The sequence below is a fragment of the Lacunimicrobium album genome (assembly GCF_052161635.1).
Taxonomy (GTDB): Bacteria; Planctomycetota; Planctomycetia; order Planctomycetales; family Planctomycetaceae; genus SXPC01.
Window position 1 is genome coordinate 4,183,396 of the sequence record NZ_CP197413.1, and the last position, 20,870, is coordinate 4,204,265.

The window sequence follows — 20,870 nt, forward strand, 5'->3', positions numbered from 1 at the left end:
TGTCGTCTTGGGACCTGTGCTTATGACTTGTGATAGTAAAAGCGGAAAGCAGTTCATATGATGCGCTTCAGGACAGACGCAAGTCACTCATGAAATTTTCGAAATGGAGATCAAGGGGTCTTGATCTTTCGATTGACATGTTGAGTTGCCTGCCGTGATATTCCTCATCTTTTATTCACACTTCTGCACCTGCTTTCAAGCCGACTCACGATGACCAACACCCCGAAAGTCAGCGTGTGCATGATCACTTATCAGCACGAGCGGTTCATCGAACAGGCCGTCGAGAGTGTGCTGAGCCAGAAAACCACTTTTGACTTCGAACTGGTCGTCGGAGAAGACTGCTCGCCCGATGCAACTCGCGAAAAATTGATCGCGATTCAGAAGCGTTTTCCGAACAAGATTCGTCTACTGTTGCGAGAACGCAACATCGGCATGCTGCCCAATTTCATCGACACATATCACAGCTGCCGCGGCGAATATACGGCACTGCTCGAAGGCGATGATTACTGGACGTCCAATGACAAACTGGCCCGCCAGGTCGCTTATCTCGATCAGCATCCGGAATCGTCGCTCTGCATCCACGTGACCGACTATGTCGACGAGCAAGGCAAGCCAACAGGCGTCACGAATCCCCCCGAGAACTGGCGGGACTTCACGCTCTCGGCTTTGATCCGACAGAACTTCATGCAGACCTGTTCGGTGATGCTCAGAAGACGTTGTCTCCAGACACTGCCAGAATGGATGTCGACCATCGGCCTGCCGGACTGGCCGACCTACATTCTGCTGGCAAGTCGTGGCGAGATTGGCTTCCTGCCAGAGCACATGGCAGCCTATCGTGTTCATCAGAGTGCAGCATGGTCAGGGACGAAGGCCAGTCATCACGTCGCAGTCATGCGTCACTACCTGCCGATGCTCGAGCAAGAAGTCGGGCCAGGCCATGAGACCGACTTTAATGCGTTTCGTCGCTGGCTGGCCAACTACGAGATCTCGTCCATCCTGGAAAGTGGAGACCTCGAAAAAGGCAAGGAACTCTTCATCGGCGAGATCCTCGATCAGTATGATCGCTCGAAGATTGAAGATCCAAGACAGCGACTGAATGCCATTCTCAAAACCGTCGTCGAAGACTCAGCCGTGTTTGATAAAGTCCGGGAATATCAGCACCAGCTGAAGAGGATCCAGAACTCCATGATCGGCAGAACGGGATTGGCCGTCTACCGGAAGTTAAAGCGTCTCGGACTCTGGAAGAAGCGATAGAAAATCCTTAGATGCCCAGTCGTGATCAAGAATCTGATGACTTTCACGCGGCTGTCATAAGCGCCCCTTACTTCGCGGAGTTAAACAATCCCACGCCTCCCGCGAAGACCTACCCGATCAAGACAGCACTCAAAAGCATCATTCAAAAGGTCGCACCCGGGCTGTTGAAGAAAAAGGAAACCCGATACGACCGGGACGACGCACCAGCCTATGAGGGGGCGAAGATTGTCGAAGGAAACTGCCGCGATCAATCGTCTTCGTTCTACGCGGTTTACTCAACCTGGGATCCGCAATCGATCGTCGATGAGACGGTGTTCCGGGTTCTGAACGAGTTGAAAGTCGCCGGATTTCGCACCGTTCTCGTCAGTACGTCCGAATCCATGTCCCAGACCGACGTTGAAAGACTCCAACCGATCTGCGAAGCAGTCATCTCACGAGAAAATGTCGGACACGACTTTTACTCATACAAAGCCGGTATCGAGTACCTGAATTCTCTGGGACACCTCGATCAGGCCGCAGGTCTGTTAATCATGAATGACAGCCTGACAGGTCCGCTGGCGTCGTTCTCGACATCGCTGGCCCGTCTAAAAACTGCATCGAATGGGTTATGGGGACTCAATGACAGCCACCAGAAGGGACACCACCTGCAGTCGTGCTTCGTGTACTTCCCATCGGAATTAATCGCCAGTGAGGCATTCCGCGAATTCTGGAGCCAGGTCGAATCGACGCTACCCAAGCAGGAGGTGATCAACCGTTATGAAGTCGGCCTCTCGCAGCGATTCCTTGACGCAGGAATCGAATTGAAACCTCTCTTCAAGACCGATCAACTGATCGAAGCTGCACAAAAGATCTTATCCCAAAGGCATTCTCCAGAGATCGTCGTAGCGATCCTGAACCGTGACGCGGTCAACCCAACGCTACTTTTCTGGTCGATCCTCGTGGAGAAGTTTGATTTTCCGTTTGTGAAACGCGCGGTACTCCTCGATCCAACATCAAATCCACAGCCAGAGAGATCAGCGTTCGACTTTCTGGACGGTCTAGATCGAGAGAGACGAAATCTGGACAGCCGGGATGAGGTCGTGACGGTTATGAAAGCCTATATTGAACGGGTCAAGCCAATTTTCGCCAACACAACAACGACAAACGCCACACAAAGCGTAGACTTTCATCATGAGCGACGTCGTCATCCGGGTTGAAGAACTCGGCAAGAAATTCAAACTCGGCAGCCACATGCCCTATCATCGTCTTTCCGAGACGCTGCAGAACTGGGCATACGGGGCGTTACGTGCCCCCGCGTCCTGGCTGTTGGGGAATAAATCAAACGAGTCGAAAGAGAATGCCGCTGCTCCCTCCGAATTCTGGGCTCTCAAAGACATCAACTTCGAAGTCAAACAAGGCGAAGTCTTCGCGCTCATCGGCCGCAACGGTGCCGGCAAATCAACGCTCCTGAAAATCCTCTCCCGCATCACCGAACCGACAACCGGCCGCTTCGGCATCAAAGGCAAAGTCGCCTCTCTCCTGGAAGTCGGCACCGGCTTTCACTCGGAACTGACTGGACGCGAGAACGTCTTCCTTTCTGGTTCCCTCCTCGGCATGCAGCGAGCACAGATTCGCAAACGCTTCGATGAAATCGTCGACTTCGCCGGCGTCTCACAATTCATCGACCTCCCGGTCAAACGCTATTCCTCCGGCATGCAGGTCCGCCTCGGTTTCGCGCTCGCCGCCAACCTCGAAGCCGACGTCCTGATCGTCGATGAAATCCTTGCCGTCGGCGATGCCGACTTCCAGACCAAGTCCGTCCAGAAAATGTCCGAGATGGGACAAAACGGCCGAACCGTCCTCTTCGTCAGTCACAACATGAGCGCCGTACAACGCCTCTGCCACAGCGGGATTCTTCTCGAACAGGGAAAGATCATTCAAACCGGCAAGGTCGAAGATCTCCTCTATCAATACCTCTCCAAAGGCGGACGCCTCGTCGCTGAGAAAACCTGGGACCCGCCCATCGGCAACGACGTCGCAAAACTGTCCCGCGCTCGCATCCTGAATGCCAACGACCAGCTGGAGCCGTCCGTCAATATCGCACAACCCTTCAAGATCGAGATCGATTACGACACCCTCTCACCAGATCTCAGAACGACGGCCGTCTTTCACATCACCAATGAGCAGGGGCTTCTCGTCTTCTCCTCACACGACTTCAACAACCAGCAATGGTGGTCGACACCTCGCAAACGTGGCCACATCACCAGTACCTGCACCATCCCCGGGCACTTCATGAACGAGGGGTTCTACAATGTGCTCATCGCCGTGACGACGTACAATCCCGATACAGTGCACGCCATCGACCTCAATGCCTTAACCTTCGAGATCGTCGATCAGTCACGAGGACAAGGGGTCCGAGGCCCCTACGAAGGACCCTGGCCCGGAGTCATCAGGCCCATGTTCGACTGGTCCATCCAGCAGCATTGAACTCCCCGACCCCACTCACTCAACTTCTCAACACCTTGATAAATCACTCCCATGCCCTCACCTTTACTAAGAACTCGATATTGGCTGGGAAACCTGCGTGACAATACGCTGGCTCGCTTAGGTCGCCTATACGCCCTCACGGTCGCCAAAGCCGCTCCCGAAGGATCTCTGGTGCACCTCGCCCGCTATTACCAGACCGATAAACAAGACAAACACTTTTACGCCGAGCATTACCAGCATCACTTCCAAAAATTTCGCGAGAGGAAATTCAACCTCTTAGAAATCGGCGTCGGCGGCCACGAAAAGCCAAACGTCGGAGGCCACTCCCTGAGAATGTGGAAAGCCTTCTTCCCCCACGCCCAGATCTACGGCCTCGACATCTTCGATAAATCCGCTCTCGACGAACCGCGCATCAAAACACTCAAAGGCAGTCAGGCCGACGAGCCGTTCCTGAAATCGATCGTCGAACAATACGGCCCCTTCGACATCATCATCGACGACGGCAGCCACTACTGCCAACACGTTCTCGAATCATTCCGCGTCCTCTTCCCTCTCCTCAGCGACGGCGGGATCTATGCCATCGAAGATCTCCAGACCTCCTATTGGGAAAACCTGACCGGCGAAAACTGGGGTGGCTCACACGACCTCAACTCCCCCTTCACCAGCATGAATTTCCTCAAGTCCCTCGTCGACGGCCTGAACTTCGAAGAATACGTCGACGACCATTACCAGCCGACCTATTACGACCGAAACATCGTTTCCATCCACTTCTATCACAACCTCGCCTTTCTCTATAAAGGCAAGAACAACGAAGGCAGCAATTTCCTGGGGAATCGCTTCTGGAAGGACGAACGACCCGATCCAAGGTCAAAATAATTCCGACATCAACACTGAGTCTTCATCATTCATTAAAATTTACTTTGCACAATGACACGTCGGTTCCGGGTCGTCGTTGACCCGAATCGTTTCGACACAAAGGAATACAAGTGAGCTCGAACACAGCCGAAGACGGCTTCCGCTATTACGGCCCACGCCCCAACTGGCAGTGGGTCGATGTCGCGGAGCTATGGCGTTTTCGTGAACTCATCTGGACCTTCGCCCAACGCGATCTCAAGATCCGCTACCGACAAACCGCCGTCGGAGCCGCCTGGGCCATCCTTCAGCCCCTCCTCACCATGGCGATCTTCGCCATGCTCTTCGGACTGCTGAACGCCAAAGCCACCTCCAGCAACGTCCCCTATGCCATCACCTGCCTGTGCGGTCTGGTCCCCTGGATGCTGTTCGCGGGCACGATCACTGCTTCGACGACTTCCCTGGTTCAGAACCAGAACATCCTGCAAAAAGTTTACTTCCCCAAGATGATCCTGCCACTGGCATCACTCATCCCGCCTCTGGTCGACTTCGCCATCGCCTTTGGCCTGCTCCTGGTTTTGATGCCATTCTTCAGCGTCCCCTACAGCATCAACATGCTCGCGCTCCCGCTGGTCATCATCGGACTTCTCGCAGTCTCACTCGCTGTTTCGCTCTGGCTCTCCGCCCTAAACGCCATCTACCGCGACGTCCAGTTCATCGTCCCCTTCATGCTGCAAATTGGCATGTTCATCAGCCCCGTCGTCTACGAAATGAACGCCACCATCCCCGAAAAATGGCGCTGGCTCTATTCTCTCAACCCCATGGCTGGCATCCTCGAACTCTTCCGCTGGTCCATCCTCGGCTTACCCGCCCCGTCATTCAGCTCCCTCGCGATCTCCCTGTCCGGAACACTCCTCGTCCTCCTCGGCGGCATGTTCTACTTCCGACGCATGGAACGCTTCTTCTCCGACCGCATTTGACCTGAAGGTGACATGAGCGATGTCGTCATCCGGGTCGAAGGACTCGGCAAGAAATTCAAACTCGGCACCAGTGAGCCGTATTACCGACTATCCGAAGCGATCGTCGGCATGGCTCGACACGCCGCAGCCTTTCCGAAACGACTTTTCTCAAGTAAGACATCCTCAGACGCATCTGACAACAAACCTGCCCACGCCCCCAACGAATTCTGGGCCCTCAAAGACATCAACTTTGAAGTCAAACGAGGCGACGTCGTCGGCATCATCGGCCGCAACGGCGCCGGCAAATCCACCCTCCTGAAAATCCTCTCCCAGATCACCGAACCGACCGAAGGCCGCTTCGGCATCAAAGGCCGAGTCGCTTCCCTCCTCGAAGTCGGCACCGGCTTCCACCCCGAACTGACCGGCCGAGAAAACATCTACCTCTCCGGCTCGATCCTCGGCATGTCCAAAACCGAGATCAAACGCAAGTTCGACGAAATCACCAACTTCGCCGGCACCGACAAATTCCTCGACACCCCCGTCAAACGCTACTCCTCCGGCATGCAGGTCCGCTTAGGCTTCGCCATCGCCGCCCACCTGGAACCCGAAATCCTCATCGTCGACGAAGTCCTCGCCGTCGGCGACGCCGAGTTCCAGAAAAAATGCTTAGGCAAAATGGGAGAAGTCTCAAAAACCGGCCGCACAATTCTGTTCGTCAGTCACAATCAGTCTGCAATGGCATCACTGTGCACAAAAGGGATTCTGTTGCAAAATGGCGAAGTTCTTCAGCAGGGAACGATTGCCGAAACTCTATCTACTTATCAATGTCACGGTCCCAATGAGACCACGACTTGGGAAGGTCCAAGCGGTGACAGCCATCTTCAGTTGGTCAGGGCCTGGGTAACCACACAAGGAGCCGGGAACGATTGGGACACCGCAGAAGCGGTGGAAATCGGTGCGGTCTTGGATGTACTTCAACCCGTGGAGGGGCTCATCTGGGGGTTCCGACTCCTCTCCAGTTACGGTGATGAATTGGCCCTGACACTTTTTGACGATCATCTCAGCGACGTGGCGCCCACGGTGTACCCTCAAAGGATGGAACATCGATGGCGAATTCCCCCCAACACCCTCGCAAGTGGGCGATATGAGATCGCATTCCTGGTCGGACTGGCCTACCGCCAGGTGAGCCATCAACTTCCGCAGGGCGAATTAAGCTTTGAAATGCAAAACCTCACAGGACTGGGTCGCCGCTATCCGCTCAGCAAGATGCGCGGAAATGACAGCCTGCTTCGTCCTCACTGGATTCCCATATGCGACCATGACATTGAATCGGAGCGTCAGAGAAGATGACTCAGCGCCGTTCCTTTCCTGTCTGTGGCGACATCCGTTTCACAAACGATAAGCACTTCTTGCCTGACCTCATTCAGAAATCGGACCGTGTAGCTCAGTAAGTCGTTTACATAACTCCAAGCTGAAAGTATGAAAAGCTAGATTTAAACTGGTAACAGATTAGAACTCAACTTGCACCTTAAACACTATTAATGTGTTTGGAAAAATCCACGAGTATCAAACAGCGTCAATTTTTTTCAATGAGAAGCGTTTGACACTATTCCTATCTCCGCGCACGTCTTGAATATCTGACATCCAATGAATCCTTTAAACTTCCTGAGCAGCTCTTTTCATGCCATACGAACTTATGGGATACGTGCGTCGAAACCAGTAAGCGATTATGATCAGGACGGCCTGAAAACAATCCACAATCACGATTTCATGCAGGATCCCTCGTTTTGTCAGGCTTACGCGAGAGGCTGCCAGGCGGACTCGGACTACAAGTGGCACTGGCGGGTCCATATTGGCCTCTGGGCTGCGGTCACCGCTAGTAAGATTGATGGAGATTTTGTCGAATGCGGAGTCAATCGTGGGTTCCTTAGTTCTGCAATTATGAAACGCTTAAATTGGGACGAACTGAATCGCACGTTTTATCTTTTAGACACATTTTCAGGAATTGATCCGCGTTACGTCTCAGAAGAAGATCGGGCCGCAGGCGCATTAGAGAAAAATAAATTCCATTTAGAACAGGGATTCTACACTCAAGGCGTCGAGTCTGTACGAGTCAACTTCTCAGAGTGGAAGAACGTAAAAATCATCCAGGGAAGTATTCCAGATACGCTAAGCCTTGTCGATACGCAGAAAGTGGCGTATTTGCACCTGGATATGAACTGCTCTCCTCCCGAAATCAGTTCCATCCGATATTTTTGGAATCGACTCCTTCCAGGCGCCGTCGTCCTCCTCGATGATTATGCATATTACGGTTTTGAATCACAAAAGCATGCCATGGACATCTTTGCCCAAGAAAAGAACGTGATGATTGCTTCACTCCCTACTGGACAAGGTTTGCTTCTGAAGCCACCTGATACCTAGCCAGTCGGTGGGCGAGTACTGATTTCACTCCGTTTGCATACTGCCGCAGCGAATTATTATTGTTATATAGCATTGTGAACATCAATATTTTACTCGCTGCAATCAATCTGAATACATTAGCCGCGTGTACTATATTATTCTTCACAAACAAAGCTGACACGGCAGGGTCTTTGGCACCCCTACCACAAGGCTTATGGGAACGATAGTTTTATTTCGTCCTCTATAGGTTTCAAATTGTGAATCAGGCTATTGATTCAGGATGTAGGTGAATATGACTCAACAGCGATCCTGCCCAATCTGTGGTGGCAGTCACTTCACAAATCAAGAAGTCCTCTGGCAGGAACTCATTCAGAAATGGGAACTGGCACCCCACGAAGTCGATTACATCAATCGCCAACAAGGTCGTACATGCGACAGCTGTGGCGTGAATTGGCGGAGCCTGGCGCTCGCATCGGCCATCATGGCCGAGTTCGGCTTTGAGGGACTGTTCCATGATTTCGTGACGAGTCCAGCCATCCGCAATGTCAAAACCTTGGAAATCAATGGCGCGGGAATGTTGTCCCCATGGCTGGCTGCGTTTCCGCTCCATACCAGGGTGGATTACCCGTCCGTCGACATGCAGAAGATGCCCTTTGCAGACGGCAGCTTCGACCTGGTCATTCATTCCGATACGCTGGAGCACGTCCCCGATCCTCTCGCCGGTCTAAGCGAATGCCGTCGTATTCTCTCAAAGCACGGCCGCTGTATTTTTACGATTCCTATTATCGTCGGTCGTTTGACCCGAGCGTCCAATACCGAGCATCCATCCTTTCACGGAAACCCGTCAAATCCTCCTGACTATCAGGTCCGTACCGAGTTTGGCGCAGACGCCTGGTGCTCGCCTGTCAGAGCTGGATTCGAAGCCTGCAAAATGCACGCCTGGGAATTCCCCTCGGCTGTAACAATCGTGGCACACTCGAGCAATGCCTCTGACTCACGCTCGAACACAGGATCGGACCAAATTGCCCCGCAAGCTCTCGACCTGGAACGAGGCTCGCCCAAGACTCCCAGCCCGTCGCCCTTCAACTCTCCATCCATTGAAACAGTCAAAAATTCTCCTTCGCCGAAATTCACCGGCGAGCGACTGCTACCATCACTCGACGGAGCGATTGTTGAAGAGCATCTTCATCGGTATGCAACTGCTGTCGCGTGGTCACAGCACAAAGATATTCTTGATTTAGCCTGCGGCGATGGTTACGGAGCCAATCTTCTGGCTGCAAACGCAAGATCTGTGATCGGCATCGATATTGATCCAGAGACGATCCACCATGCCCAAAAACGTTATCAACATCCCAATCTGCGTTTTCTCACGGCAGACTGTCGCGAACTTCCTCTGGATGATGCCTCGTTCGATCTGATCGTCAGCTTTGAAACCATCGAACACATTCATGATCAAGAGAAATTTATCAGGGAAATGCGTCGTGTTCTGAGACCCGACGGCGTGCTTCTCATATCAACGCCAGATCCGGCAGTCTATCGCGTTGGACAACCACCAAATCCATTCCACGTGAAGGAGCTGTCTCGCCAGGACTTCCTCCAATTACTGCGTACCTCGTTTCAAACCGTCTCGTTGGCCGACCAGCGTATTTGGAATGGATCGTTGATCGTTCCAGAAAGCTCCCACGATCGTTCTGGAAATTTCCAAAGTATGACGGGAGACTTTCATCAGATCCAATTCACTCCAGGGCTGATTCGCCCCATGTATGTGATTGCCGCCGCCACAAATCGCTCAACGCTTCCAGAATGGGTGTGGGGAGCATTTACCACCCAGGAGAAGAACGCCTCAACGCTTCTCGATGAAGTACAGCGTCGAAAGGTGGAGTTGGAGGCAATACGACAATCCTTGAGTTGGCGCCTGACAGCACCTCTCCGCTGGCTCGGCGAAAAGCTCGGGGCACACCCATCGCAGGGATGATCAGATTCATGGATTGATCGTAAACCGGAAGATCGATTCACGTCCGGCATGGCTGTTCTCAGGCAGTCATGCCACCCACACTCTTTCCGATACCCGACTGCCAATGATCGATAGTAAATCGCCTCACCTGATCAGCACATCCTGCAGAAATGCTTTCCAACCCTGAGAATATCGTTGATAACGTCCACGCCATAGCTCTGCGACGCTTCTTAAGATTCTCGATCCACGAGTCCTCATATCAATACGGCATTGCAAATGCTCGATCTTTTCATCCAACTCCTTGAGGAACAATGGATCTGGAGCATATTGTGGCCGCTCATCAAGCCGACGACGAAGCTGAGAGAACATCTCATGTAATCGCACAAATGTTTCGACCGACATCCGACTCGCCACTCTGTACTCATCCAGCCAGTTCCTGCGCCGCTCGCCAATCTGCTGACTGGCGTGTTGACGATACTTGATCAACGGCTCGTCAATCGCGCAACAAGACGACACCGACCGAATCAGTAAAGCAATCCAGGCATCATGGACCCATGTCTGAGGAATCGGCAGGATCAAATCCCTGTACTTCGCCCGAAATGCCATCGTCGCCCCCGTAACCACCCAACTCTTAAGGAGAACTTTCCACCCCTCCTCCGTGCTCAGCATCTTCCGGCGTCGACGATCGAACTTCACTGCCTCCCACAAGAAACTACCAGACGGGCGCAACTGATCATCAACAATCTCTGCATCCGAGAAAACGAACCCGACCTCGGGTCGAGTCTCGAAGACTCGACAAATCGTCTCGACTTTATCTACTCGCCAGACATCGTCTTGATCACTTAGAAAAATGATCTCCCCATGACAACGGGAAATCGCCTCCGAAAAGTTCTTCGTCGAGCCCAGACGCTCGGCGTTGTAAGTCACACGAACCTTGTCTGAGTTCGATCGAATCAACTCCTCAAGAATTTCTCGTGTCTGATCACTCGACTGATCATCACCAACGACGATCTCCTCGACCGGACGAGTCTGGCCGATAATCGACCCCAACTGCTCCGGCAGATACTTCGATCCGTTCCAGGTACATAATGCCAGCGAATTCATATGCGATGATCTCAGCCCGAAACCTGAAGCCAAATGCTTCCACCACCCTTAGAGAGAAACTCTTTCTGATCCGGAAAATGATCCAATAGATGTAGATGAATGAAATCACTCCAGAATCTGATCTGGAATCTCTCGTTATACATCAGAAAAGATCTTAAAAGATATGCTTCATTCCAGGCACGTTTCTCATTAAGCACCCACGATTGAGGATACTCAAACGGAAAAAATATATCGTGAAAATGAACCCAGACACCCGGCTTGAGTCTCGGAAGAACATCAAATACTAACACATTAACGTCACTATGAATCTTTGACACGTGAGAGCCATCAATGAACAAGATGTCGTTACTCTCAAGCGAATCAAATAGCTTTAGATCCACTGTCTGCACAGGAGACTGGATGCCATCATAGTTCAGATGTTCCTGGCCTTGCACAAGGCTGTTAAGACGAGACGGATCCGGTTCGATGAAAATCAGGCGGCAATCATCCATTTCAAAAGTTCTGCAAGCATCCAATGCCAACGCCGATGAGAACCCGCAGCCAACTTCAATGATCTTCTTCGGCTTTAACAGACCAATCAGATTCTGGTAAGCGAAAGCATCCAAACCCTCAAAAAATCCGTTGCTGCTGCGAAAATGTCGAGGAACGAATGGCTTTCTCTTGGCCAGATCGATCAACTCCGCAATTAACTGCTTTTGAGCGTCTATTCGTAGATCAATTCCCGAAATCTGTCGAAACGATCGATCAAAGATCTGACTTTGATCCTTGGCGATCTCCTGAAAATCGGGAACAGGGGAGTAATAGTGTCCCGGCGGGAATCCCTCAAACCGGTTCATCACCTTAGCAAATAGTGAAAACATACTCTCGCAACTTTCTAACGCCAAAAATGGAATTATTTTAAAGTAGGTGCCTTACCCAGTAATGGATCAAATAGTCCTCTATACAAGCCTTTCATGTGAAGTATCACTTCACGATTCCATTGAAGTGTCATCAGACGGTAGGCAACTCCTAGCAATTGTCTGACTATTGTGCGAAGCAAATACTTTTTACGAACGCGTGCCATTATCAGGCTGTTTCTTGTCATATAATAATCGCGATTATTCCGTGGCTCCTGCATTGATCGCGTTTTAATCATCACATCAGACAGTATTCCCACCTTCCAATTCGCGTCCTTTGCCCTTAGACAAAATTCGGTTTCTTCAAAGTAAAGAAAAAAGTCTAAGCGAAATAAACCCACCTGCTTGAGAGTCTCCGTCCTCATCAAAATGCAACAGCCATCCACGTAGTCACACTCCAGCAGGCAAGACTCTTGCTTCCCAGGACGCACGTCGTCAATCATTTCAAACTCATGAACGGGTCGCTGACCTTGATGCTCTTTGACAAGACATCTGGTAATCAAGTGATTCCCCGCGAGAATCCTGGGACCGCAGATACCCAACTGGGAGTCTTGTTCCATCGAACGCACCAGACTCGTCAGTGTCGGTTCAGACAGTCTAATATCTGGAGTCAAAAGCCAGACATACTTTGCTCCCTGACTGACCGCATACTCAATCCCCTGATTGGCACCACCACCATACCCGGCGTTTTCCTGACTCAGTATCAGGTGAAACTCTTCGCCACTCGATTCGAGTACGCTCACAGAATCATCTGGCGAAAAGTTATCGACGACGATCATTGGCAGCCCATACCCTTCGTGACGCCTGACAGACCGGATACAGCCAATCGTCTCATCCGCGCTGCGATAGTTGACTATCAGACAGAATACCTGATTGTTGGTGTTCATTAGGAGTGGCTTCTCGATTTTGATCGCTGGATGACTTCATTAATGATTTCTGTCCGTCGCTCAGCCACAGAATGCGGACTGAAACTGGCAGCGATCCTCGCCTGGGCTGCTCGAATAATCTGAGCAGCATTCACCTCTCCCGACTTCAGTCGTGATACCTGTCGACAGAACTCCTCCGGCGAATTCGCAATCAGAACCTCCTGGTCACCGACCAAACCAAGCCCGCGAGCACCCAGAGTTGTCGAAATCACGATCGCACCACTTTGTATCGCATCGATGATCTTGATCCTCATTCCACTTCCAATACGAAGCGGGCATAAAAAGATCGTACCTCGAAGATGAACACTGAAATCATCCACAAAGCCCAGAAACTCGAAGCTCTCTTTCTGATGCTTCTCAATGAAATCCTGCGGAAACCTCCCGATAACTTTGAGATCCGAATAAGGGAACGTTTTCTTCAACTCTGGCCAGATGTCATCCGAAAGCCACTCAACAGCATCTGCATTCGGGTGATGAACATACCCGCCTAGAAAGGTGAATGTCATATTCTCCAACGACAGTTCCGGCAAACTTTCGGCCGGAACTCGACTGGACGCAAGGGGAGAAACATAAACTGTTTCGATCTGATACTGCTGACGTAATATCTCAGCATCTTCCTGACACAGTGCAATAACCGCTTCATACTTCTTTAAAGCATGACTCTCAGCAACGATCACTTCTTTATACAAACTTGTCTCACTGGGCCGGAGATACCTGACAATCTCCCCCTGAATTTCATGGACGACAAATAACCGAGGAATACTCGCATCAAGTCCTTCATGAAATCTGACCATCCAGGGATAATCGACCTGGATGACATCAAAACGCTCCACCTTCAATAAATCATTGACAGGACGAACCAGATTCCGAGGCATGGACTGTCGTGTGCAGATCAGCCGATTGATGACAGCGTTCTTGTTTCGGAACTCCATGAGCAACCGAAATGGAACACGTGTTAAAAGGACAAGACCCAGCCAGAGATAATAAAACATCCGGACGAAGACATCGTGCGAACGATGGCGTTTCTGAATAGGAAAAACTGTGAGACGACCACAGCACCGCTCTTTTAAACCCTCGATAAATTCATTATCCCAAACTTCTTGACCACTAGCTGGATAAACATAGGTAACATAGTGCCCTTGACGACAAATCGCGACAAGTGTTGCAAACGTCGCTGAACTGCCATCGCCAGTATCACTCGGCAATGCTCCAGATAACTGTAGAATTCTTCGAGACGCGTCCATTAAAACGACTTTGAACTAGATTCACCTAAAGGCTTGATAGCATGAAATACAAGCCCATTCGATCCCAGAATGCCAACACTCGGATCGTGAACGCGATAAATGCAGTACTCATATCCTATCTCAGAAAGCCGTGTCAGCATCTGCGCTCCAAAGATTCTGAATACCAGAATCCCTTCAGGACGAAGACCATCACCGTGATATTCGGGTGGCAGATGATGAGTCACGGTCCCATCTTGTCCCATCGTGGCTCTGATCTCATCAAACTCTTCGCTCTCCAGATAGGGGACAGTGAAAAAGTGAGATCCGCCAGGCTTGAGTCGGTCAAAAATCTGCTGATGCGCGACGTAAGGCTCGGGAATATGTTCGAAGACGTCACTCGATATAACAACATCCAGTGAATTGACCTCGAAAGAGGGATTCATGGCATCCTCATGCCTGCACTTATTGACGATCTGGCCACTTTCAAAGTGGCTGCCAAAGTACTCACTCGCAACACCATTTTTTCCAATCGCCGACGTTGCAAACTGCGAAACTTCCATCGCCCAGACAAACTTATCGCCCACACTGTTGAAGTGTGATAGATCCGAATCAGCATCAGATCGCTCGCTCTGTAGAATCGCTGCGGCTATCTGTCTTTTTCGGTTCGATGAGGAACACGACAGGCAGATCAAATCTTCCCGCAGATTACTGGAATACAATCGAAAGCCACGTCGGCTACCGCAAATATTACACCGACCAAGATACAAAAGCGGCCGAAGGTGATTAACCTGCTCTTCAATCACATACGCATTCCGACGGATCGGAAGTGCCAAACATTCCACCGAGCAAACATGACTTACGACACTAAGAAAATCACCTTTTCTAGAGTACCTGCGCAATAAAATATGCTCAACTTTATCTCGTATACCTCTCAAAATATACGAAACTGGCGGTGATCGTAGAACGCGCCGTAGAATCATGAAATAAATGCTACTAGTAAACGTAATTTGAAGACATTCAGGAATTCGCCTCATTGTCAGCGTTGAAATGTGCTCAATATTAAGAAAACGTGAAAAAACAGCGATTTAAACATCCAGCTCCTTCACCTCCAACGCATGCTTCTCAATAAACTCTCTCCGCGGCTCGACGTGGTCTCCCATCAGCACGCGGAAGATTTCTTCCGCAGCCGAGGCGTCATCCATCGTGACCTGCAGCAGTGTCCGGGTTGCAGGGTCCATGGTCGTTGCCCATAGTTCGTCGTGGTCCATTTCACCCAGTCCTTTGAAGCGGGTGATCGACATCCCCTTCTCGCCCAGGCGTCGCATCGTCGGCAGCAGTTCGCGAATACTCTCCAGGCGGTTCTCGCCATCAGAGTTTCGAACGACAAACGGCGTCAGACGCTCGCCATCTTTCATCCCCAGCGTCACGAAGTCGCTGGCCTTGAAGCCGAAGTCTTTGAGTTGCTTGAGAGATTCATTGATCGTGCGAATCTCATGCAAGTCCACGACCTGGAGCAGATGCCCTGAAGTCGCCTCGGCTTCGACAGGAGCACCCGTCTTCGGGTCAGTCTTGGCCACTGACTTATCAGCAACATTCTCCTTGGCGACGGCGAGTTCCGCACCACGCTTAGTTTCTTCTTCCTTGAGGAAGTTATCCAGCGCTTCGCGGTCAAACAGCCAATGCTCTTCCCGTCCGATGAAGACGCGGAAACGTGGCAGCAGACCATCCGGCATGACGTGTTCTCGCGTCAAACGCTTGAGGTCAACACCGCGGCGCTCCAGCAATTCAAACGGCTCATCCAGCTTCTTAATGATCTCGACGACCCGTTTCAGATTCTCAGCTTCGAACACCGCGCCATCTGCCTTGCAGTACAACGAAGCACCGTGCATCCCGAGCTCGACGAGTTCGGTCATCATCTGATCGTGCGTCTGCACGTAGCGGACCTTGCTCTTCTGCGTCACGCGGTACAACGGCGGCTGAGCGATGTAAATGCAGCCCCCCTTCACGAGCGGTCGCATGTGACGGAAAATGAACGTCAGCAGCAGCGTCCGAATGTGACTACCATCGACGTCGGCATCGGTCATCAGAATCATTTTGCCATAGCGTCGCTTGCTCACATCTTCCATCTCCGCACCGGGCGTCAAGCCGACTGCTTTGAAGATGTTGACGATTTCCGCGTTGTCCAGAACCTTCACCAGCTGAGCTTTTTCGACGTTCAGAATCTTACCGCGTAACGGCAAGATCGCCTGGGTATTCGAATCACGCCCGGAGTCAGCAGACCCACCAGCCGAGTCCCCTTCCACCAGGTAAAGCTCAGTGATATCGAGTTCACGCGAGCGGCAGTCCCGCAGTTTTTCCGGCAGACCGCCCGTCGTCAGTGCACCCTTACGACGCACCATTTCCCGTTGCTTACGAGCCGCTTCTCGAGCTTCCGCAGCGAGCGCACCTTTAGCACAGATCTTCTTGGCGACCTGAGGATTCTCTTCAAAGTACTTGGAGAGATTCTCATTGAACAAAGACCCAACCGCCCCATCAACTTCCGTATTCACCAGTTTGATCTTCGTCTGAGATTCGAACTGTGGATTCGGAATGCGAACCGTAATGATCGCCGCCAGACCTTCGCGGAAGTCTTCCCCGGTCGGCGCGACATCCTTAAACAGATTCTCTTTCTTGGCGTACGCATTGATGGCGCGAGTCAAGCCCGAGCGGAAGCCCGACATGTGCGTTCCGCCTTCCGGGTTGTAAATCCCGTTGGCATAGCAGCGTGTGTTTTCGTTGTAACCATCGTTGTATTGCAAAGCGATATCGACGCCGACGTTCTCGATCTCTCCGGTGATCCGGATGACTTCGCCGTGTAGCGCATTTTCTGTCCGGTTGAGGTGACGCACGAATTCACGCAGCCCATCCTCGTAGTAGAACTCAGCCGACTGACCGCTGCGTTCATCGGAGAGTCGAATGCGAATCCCCGCGTTCAAAAACGCCACATCCTGAAGTCGTTTGGCAATCGAGTCGTAAACAAACTCGGTGACCGGGAAGATCGTAGGATCCGGCTTGAACGTGATCTTCGTTCCCGTCTGATCCGTCGTCCCGAGTTTCTTCAGATCGCTGGTCACAAGCCCTTTGCCGAACTCCATCGTCCAGACATGCCCATCGCGACGGATCTCTGCTTCGACCCATTCCGAACAAGCATTCACAGCCGTAATCCCGACCCCGTGGAGACCGCCGGTTCCGGTCGCATAGCCCGACTCGCGGTCGAACTTGCCGCCTGCGTGAATCTTCGTGAAGACGATCTCGAGAGCCGACTTGCCCCCCATCTCCTGCTTGATCCCGACTGGAATTCCCCGGCCGTCATCAATCACCGTAATCGAGCCATCCGTGTTGATGATCACATTCATCGTCGATGCATGCCCGTTGACAAATTCATCGACGACGTTGTCCGTTACTTCATAGACCAGGTGGTGCAGACCCACCAGATCAGTCCCCCCGATGTACATCGCAGGACGGTGTCGAATCCCCTCAATACCCTCCAGGTACTTGATATTGGATTCGTCATACGTTTTCTTAGGAACTTCGTCAGACATGCGTCACTTTCCAAACTATTTTTTGCCACAGATCACAGAGGAGAAGTGAACCACGGATGAACACAGATAGACACAGATGGGAAAGTCAAAAGCCAGAGTCATCAGGAGCTTTTATTCAAAGCGATTCCTCGTGACGCATGCCTTTTGACCTCGTTTTATCCGTGTCGATCTGTGTTCATCCGTGGTTTTCTCGTTCTTCCCGGTAATCCATCGCTAATCTCTCTTCTGTATCGAACTGTCCAGGCGAAACCTCAACTCCTTGAGTCTCGTCTGAGGCAGTTTTTGTTTCATGGTCAGTAACAGGCTGACCTTGTGAAACGAGACCAATTCACTCAGTAAAGGTGAATTGGAAACATGAATCGTCAGCACCCCGTTTCGCAGAGCGCCAATTTTCGTCTGGGAAAAGATTCGTTCTTCCGTGCTGCCCTTCCAGGCATCAATCAGAACCCGGTCCCCCTGCTGTTGATTCCACCCCCGCCTCTGCACAAGCTCAGACATGACTCGCGCGAGCGGTATCGGACCTCGTGAGTTCGTCGCATCATTGTCCGGCGGCTTCTTCAAGGATGACTCCTTCCATCAGAGCCGCAAGTTTCTTGTAGGGTGCTGGTGAGTCTTCGAACCGCACCAATTGTGGATTCAATCAACAAAAAGTCCGAACCAGTAATCGCAGGATTAACATGACGCTGAAGTATTCAACCCACTCGCGAAACACAGAAATTCGCCAAAAAAAGTGTGTCATCTTCTCTGTGCCCTTCGTGGTTCAAAACTCTTAGTCTCTCGCCAGCGGCATGACGACGTACGAATAATCATCCCCCGCCTGGAACATGGCGGGCTCGTTCGAACTGATCAGTTTGAGTTGGATTGCGGTTTCTGGTTCAAGGACTTTCAGGAAGTCAGCCACATAGCGTGGATCGAACATGATCGCGACTTCTTCGCCTGTGTAACTGACGGGCAGTTCAATCGTCGATTCACCGACTTCTGCCGCCTTACTCTTGAGAGTCGCAGTCCCTTCGCTGAACTGGAAGTCGACGCCACGGCTTTCATCGTTGGTCACAATCTGCGACTGACGCACCGAGGCATAGAACGGGGCAGCGACCATTTCAATGATCTTATCCGACCCCTTCGGCAGCACGTCGCGAAAGTTCGGGAAACGGCCTTCGACCAGTCGCGAGTAGATCGTTGAGTTATTGCTCTTCACGAGGATGTCGTTGCCGTGGATGGCGATTTTGACTTCCTGATCGTCGTCACTCACGCTGCGTTCAATCAGGTTCATTGCCTTACGAGGCACGACAGGATTCAACTTCGCCGGGACGTCCCCATGCACGCCGCAGGTCGTTTCGATCACGGCCAGGCGTCGTGAGTCGGTCGCTGCGAAAGTGACTTTCTCCCTCTGGAATTCTACCAGCACACCACCCAGGGCATAACGCGTACTCTCATCGTCGGCTGCGAAGATCGATCGCTTAATCATCTTCTTGAGCGTGTGACCGCTCATGGTGAAATAATCTTCGCCATGAAACTCAGGCACGTCCGGATACTCCGACGGATCTTCCAGGGACAGCTTGAAGCGGCTGCCTCCCGATTTGAGTTGCACGATCGAGTCAGCCACATCGAACTCGACGGTATCACCCGAGAGTTCACGCAGAATCGAAATCACGCGAGACGTTGGCAGCAGGATTTCGCCAGCGGAGTCGGTATCGACATCGCTCAGCTGGTAGCGAATCCCGATCTCGGTATCGGTCCCCATCAGGGTTGCAACGCCCTGCTCCACCTGCAGTTTGACGTTCTTGAGAATGTCACGCGTCGTCCGTGTTGGAACCACACCACTGACGACCTGAAACGCCGAAATCAAAGACCCACGCTGACACGTTAATTTCATACTCCCAACCCATCCCTCAAAGATCCACTCATTCTGCAGAAAACCCCGCAGAACAAACTACTTACGTTGAGTTGAAAGTCTACCAAAATTCGCTTCGGCTCGCGACGACCAACCTGCCTTTTCTACCCAGATTTCAAGTCTATTAAATGCCAGTTTTTCCCTCCCGTAGGGTCCGCTGTGCGGACCGTCAAACCGCGGGATTTTCAATAAAGCACCCCAAGTCAACTTTCGGCGATTTCCCCGCTATTTACGTCGATTTTGGTCCGCGCAGCGGACCCTACGGCACGATTTCCACATGAATTTCATTTCGTCGCAGGAATGGAATCGCGAATGGGGGATCGTATTGAGCAGGAATTGGCTCCGACACCGGCTTTCGCCCCTGTTTTTCGATCCAGGTCAGCAGTTGCTTCGACTTCTCCGCGACGGCTTTGTCCGTCATCAAGCCTGAAAACCGAATCGTTGCCAGCGTGCGGGCTGGGAGGGTCCCCAGTTCAATCTCGGGCGTTTCCGGCTGCGGGAGTGTCGTGCGGTCGTAACGCGATGGCATGATGAAAATCATCTCGAACTTTCCATCGACTTCCTTTTGCAGCACCGGGGCGGTCATCCCGATTTCCTCCCCCTTTTTCCCGGCTTGGTCGGGCATCAGGACGGGGGCCGTCATTCCGATCTTTTCACCCTGGCGATTTTTGCCGAAGATGTACCCCGCCAGCGTCCGGAAGTTGCGATTACTCGCTTCGCGTTCCGTCCCTCCACTGGAGGTTTTCGCGATCAGGAGTTCCGGATACGCGCGGATCTCAAATGGGTCTTCTTTGACGACAGACTGGTACTTGGGTTCTTCGGAGGTTCGAATTCCCAACGTCCCCTCGATCAATGCCACGATTCCCATCACTGCCCCCATGAATGCGTTCATCAACAGTTCTCCTCGGGTCTGGTCTGCCTTCTCTCCTAATTTTTATTTAAGATATTAGCAGTATTTATGCAGCGGCCCGTCGTGGTGATTTTAGTAGATCATTATACGTAAATTATTTTCTCATAGTGCTTTATGGCGACAAAAATTCAAAAATAGATGTGGAAGTTTCGTTGACATCCCGTCGCGCTGGCGCCTGTCTGGCGCCGGGGGAATCGCGCTTCTGGTTGCGGGCGTGACTTTCGAAGTTGCTGGCGCGAATCTACCGACAGACCATCAACGTTCATTCACAATTTTTCCACATTCCCCTCGGTTTTCGAGTGCCCGGCATAAATTTTCTAGCTCCCGGGACTGCTGTAACCGTCAGGGTTTCACTCATTCCTGCAGATTACCCCGGATCGTCAGATCGCAGGCATTGTAGGTGACTTCCGGCCAACCCTGACGACCCTCGGCTTCGTCATCACCCCATCTA

17 protein-coding genes are annotated in these 20,870 nt (G+C 51.8%); 8 read left to right on the forward strand and 9 right to left on the reverse strand.

What is annotated here, in order from left to right:
• Positions 1-210: 210 nt before the first annotated feature.
• From SH248x_RS16820 to SH248x_RS16855, 8 genes are all read left to right on the forward strand, one after another.
• A complete protein-coding gene (locus tag SH248x_RS16820; RefSeq protein ID WP_459555463.1) occupies positions 211-1,254 on the forward strand; it encodes a glycosyltransferase family protein in 1,044 nt (347 codons plus the stop codon).
• An 11-nt stretch (positions 1,255-1,265) separates the two neighbouring features.
• Entirely contained in the window at positions 1,266-2,450 is a 1,185-nt protein-coding gene (locus tag SH248x_RS16825; RefSeq protein WP_459555464.1) for a rhamnan synthesis F family protein, read from the forward strand.
• A complete protein-coding gene (locus SH248x_RS16830; protein ID WP_459555465.1) occupies positions 2,425-3,720 on the forward strand; it encodes an ABC transporter ATP-binding protein in 1,296 nt (431 codons plus the stop codon). The genes SH248x_RS16825 and SH248x_RS16830 overlap by 26 nt, the downstream gene beginning before the upstream one ends.
• A gap of 51 nt (positions 3,721-3,771) precedes the next feature.
• Positions 3,772-4,596 (forward strand): class I SAM-dependent methyltransferase, encoded by an 825-nt coding sequence (locus SH248x_RS16835; RefSeq protein WP_459555466.1) that lies wholly within the window; start codon positions 3,772-3,774, stop codon positions 4,594-4,596.
• A 110-nt stretch (positions 4,597-4,706) separates the two neighbouring features.
• Positions 4,707-5,552: an ABC transporter permease gene (locus SH248x_RS16840; RefSeq protein ID WP_459555467.1), complete on the forward strand. Its 846-nt coding sequence runs from the start codon at positions 4,707-4,709 to the stop codon at positions 5,550-5,552.
• A 12-nt stretch (positions 5,553-5,564) separates the two neighbouring features.
• Entirely contained in the window at positions 5,565-6,881 is a 1,317-nt protein-coding gene (locus tag SH248x_RS16845) for an ABC transporter ATP-binding protein (protein WP_459555468.1), read from the forward strand.
• Positions 6,882-7,178: 297 nt separating this feature from the next.
• Complete coding sequence (locus SH248x_RS16850; protein WP_459555469.1) at positions 7,179-7,952, forward strand: class I SAM-dependent methyltransferase; 774 nt, start codon at positions 7,179-7,181, stop codon at positions 7,950-7,952.
• Positions 7,953-8,223: 271 nt separating this feature from the next.
• Positions 8,224-9,906: a methyltransferase domain-containing protein gene (locus SH248x_RS16855; RefSeq protein ID WP_459555470.1), complete on the forward strand. Its 1,683-nt coding sequence runs from the start codon at positions 8,224-8,226 to the stop codon at positions 9,904-9,906.
• A gap of 123 nt (positions 9,907-10,029) precedes the next feature.
• Here the strand turns inward: SH248x_RS16855 and SH248x_RS16860 are convergent, their stop codons facing one another.
• From SH248x_RS16860 to SH248x_RS16900, 9 genes are all read right to left on the reverse strand, one after another.
• Positions 10,030-10,989, reverse strand: a complete 960-nt coding sequence (locus SH248x_RS16860; RefSeq protein WP_459555471.1) for a glycosyltransferase family 2 protein — start codon at positions 10,987-10,989, stop codon at positions 10,030-10,032.
• A gap of 11 nt (positions 10,990-11,000) precedes the next feature.
• Positions 11,001-11,849 (reverse strand): class I SAM-dependent methyltransferase, encoded by an 849-nt coding sequence (locus SH248x_RS16865; RefSeq protein ID WP_459555472.1) that lies wholly within the window; start codon positions 11,847-11,849, stop codon positions 11,001-11,003.
• A 32-nt stretch (positions 11,850-11,881) separates the two neighbouring features.
• Positions 11,882-12,772 carry a glycosyltransferase family 2 protein gene (locus tag SH248x_RS16870; RefSeq protein ID WP_459555473.1) on the reverse strand — a complete coding sequence of 297 codons (891 nt, stop codon included), beginning with the start codon at positions 12,770-12,772 and terminating at the stop codon, positions 11,882-11,884.
• A complete protein-coding gene (locus tag SH248x_RS16875; protein ID WP_459555474.1) occupies positions 12,772-14,055 on the reverse strand; it encodes a glycosyltransferase in 1,284 nt (427 codons plus the stop codon). Before SH248x_RS16875 ends, SH248x_RS16870 begins: the two co-directional genes overlap by 1 nt.
• Entirely contained in the window at positions 14,055-14,837 is a 783-nt protein-coding gene (locus SH248x_RS16880) for a class I SAM-dependent methyltransferase (RefSeq protein ID WP_459555475.1), read from the reverse strand. Before SH248x_RS16880 ends, SH248x_RS16875 begins: the two co-directional genes overlap by 1 nt.
• Positions 14,838-15,119: 282 nt before the next feature.
• A complete protein-coding gene (locus SH248x_RS16885; protein WP_459555476.1) occupies positions 15,120-17,615 on the reverse strand; it encodes a DNA gyrase subunit B family protein in 2,496 nt (831 codons plus the stop codon).
• Positions 17,616-17,828: 213 nt separating this feature from the next.
• Complete coding sequence (locus SH248x_RS16890; RefSeq protein ID WP_459555477.1) at positions 17,829-18,176, reverse strand: DciA family protein; 348 nt, start codon at positions 18,174-18,176, stop codon at positions 17,829-17,831.
• A 208-nt stretch (positions 18,177-18,384) separates the two neighbouring features.
• A complete protein-coding gene (dnaN, locus tag SH248x_RS16895; protein ID WP_459555478.1) occupies positions 18,385-19,491 on the reverse strand; it encodes a DNA polymerase III subunit beta in 1,107 nt (368 codons plus the stop codon).
• 277 nt (positions 19,492-19,768) lie between these two features.
• On the reverse strand, positions 19,769-20,401 hold the full coding sequence (locus SH248x_RS16900; protein WP_459555479.1) for an SOUL family heme-binding protein: 633 nt from the start codon (positions 20,399-20,401) through the stop codon (positions 19,769-19,771).
• Positions 20,402-20,870: the final 469 nt, after the last annotated feature.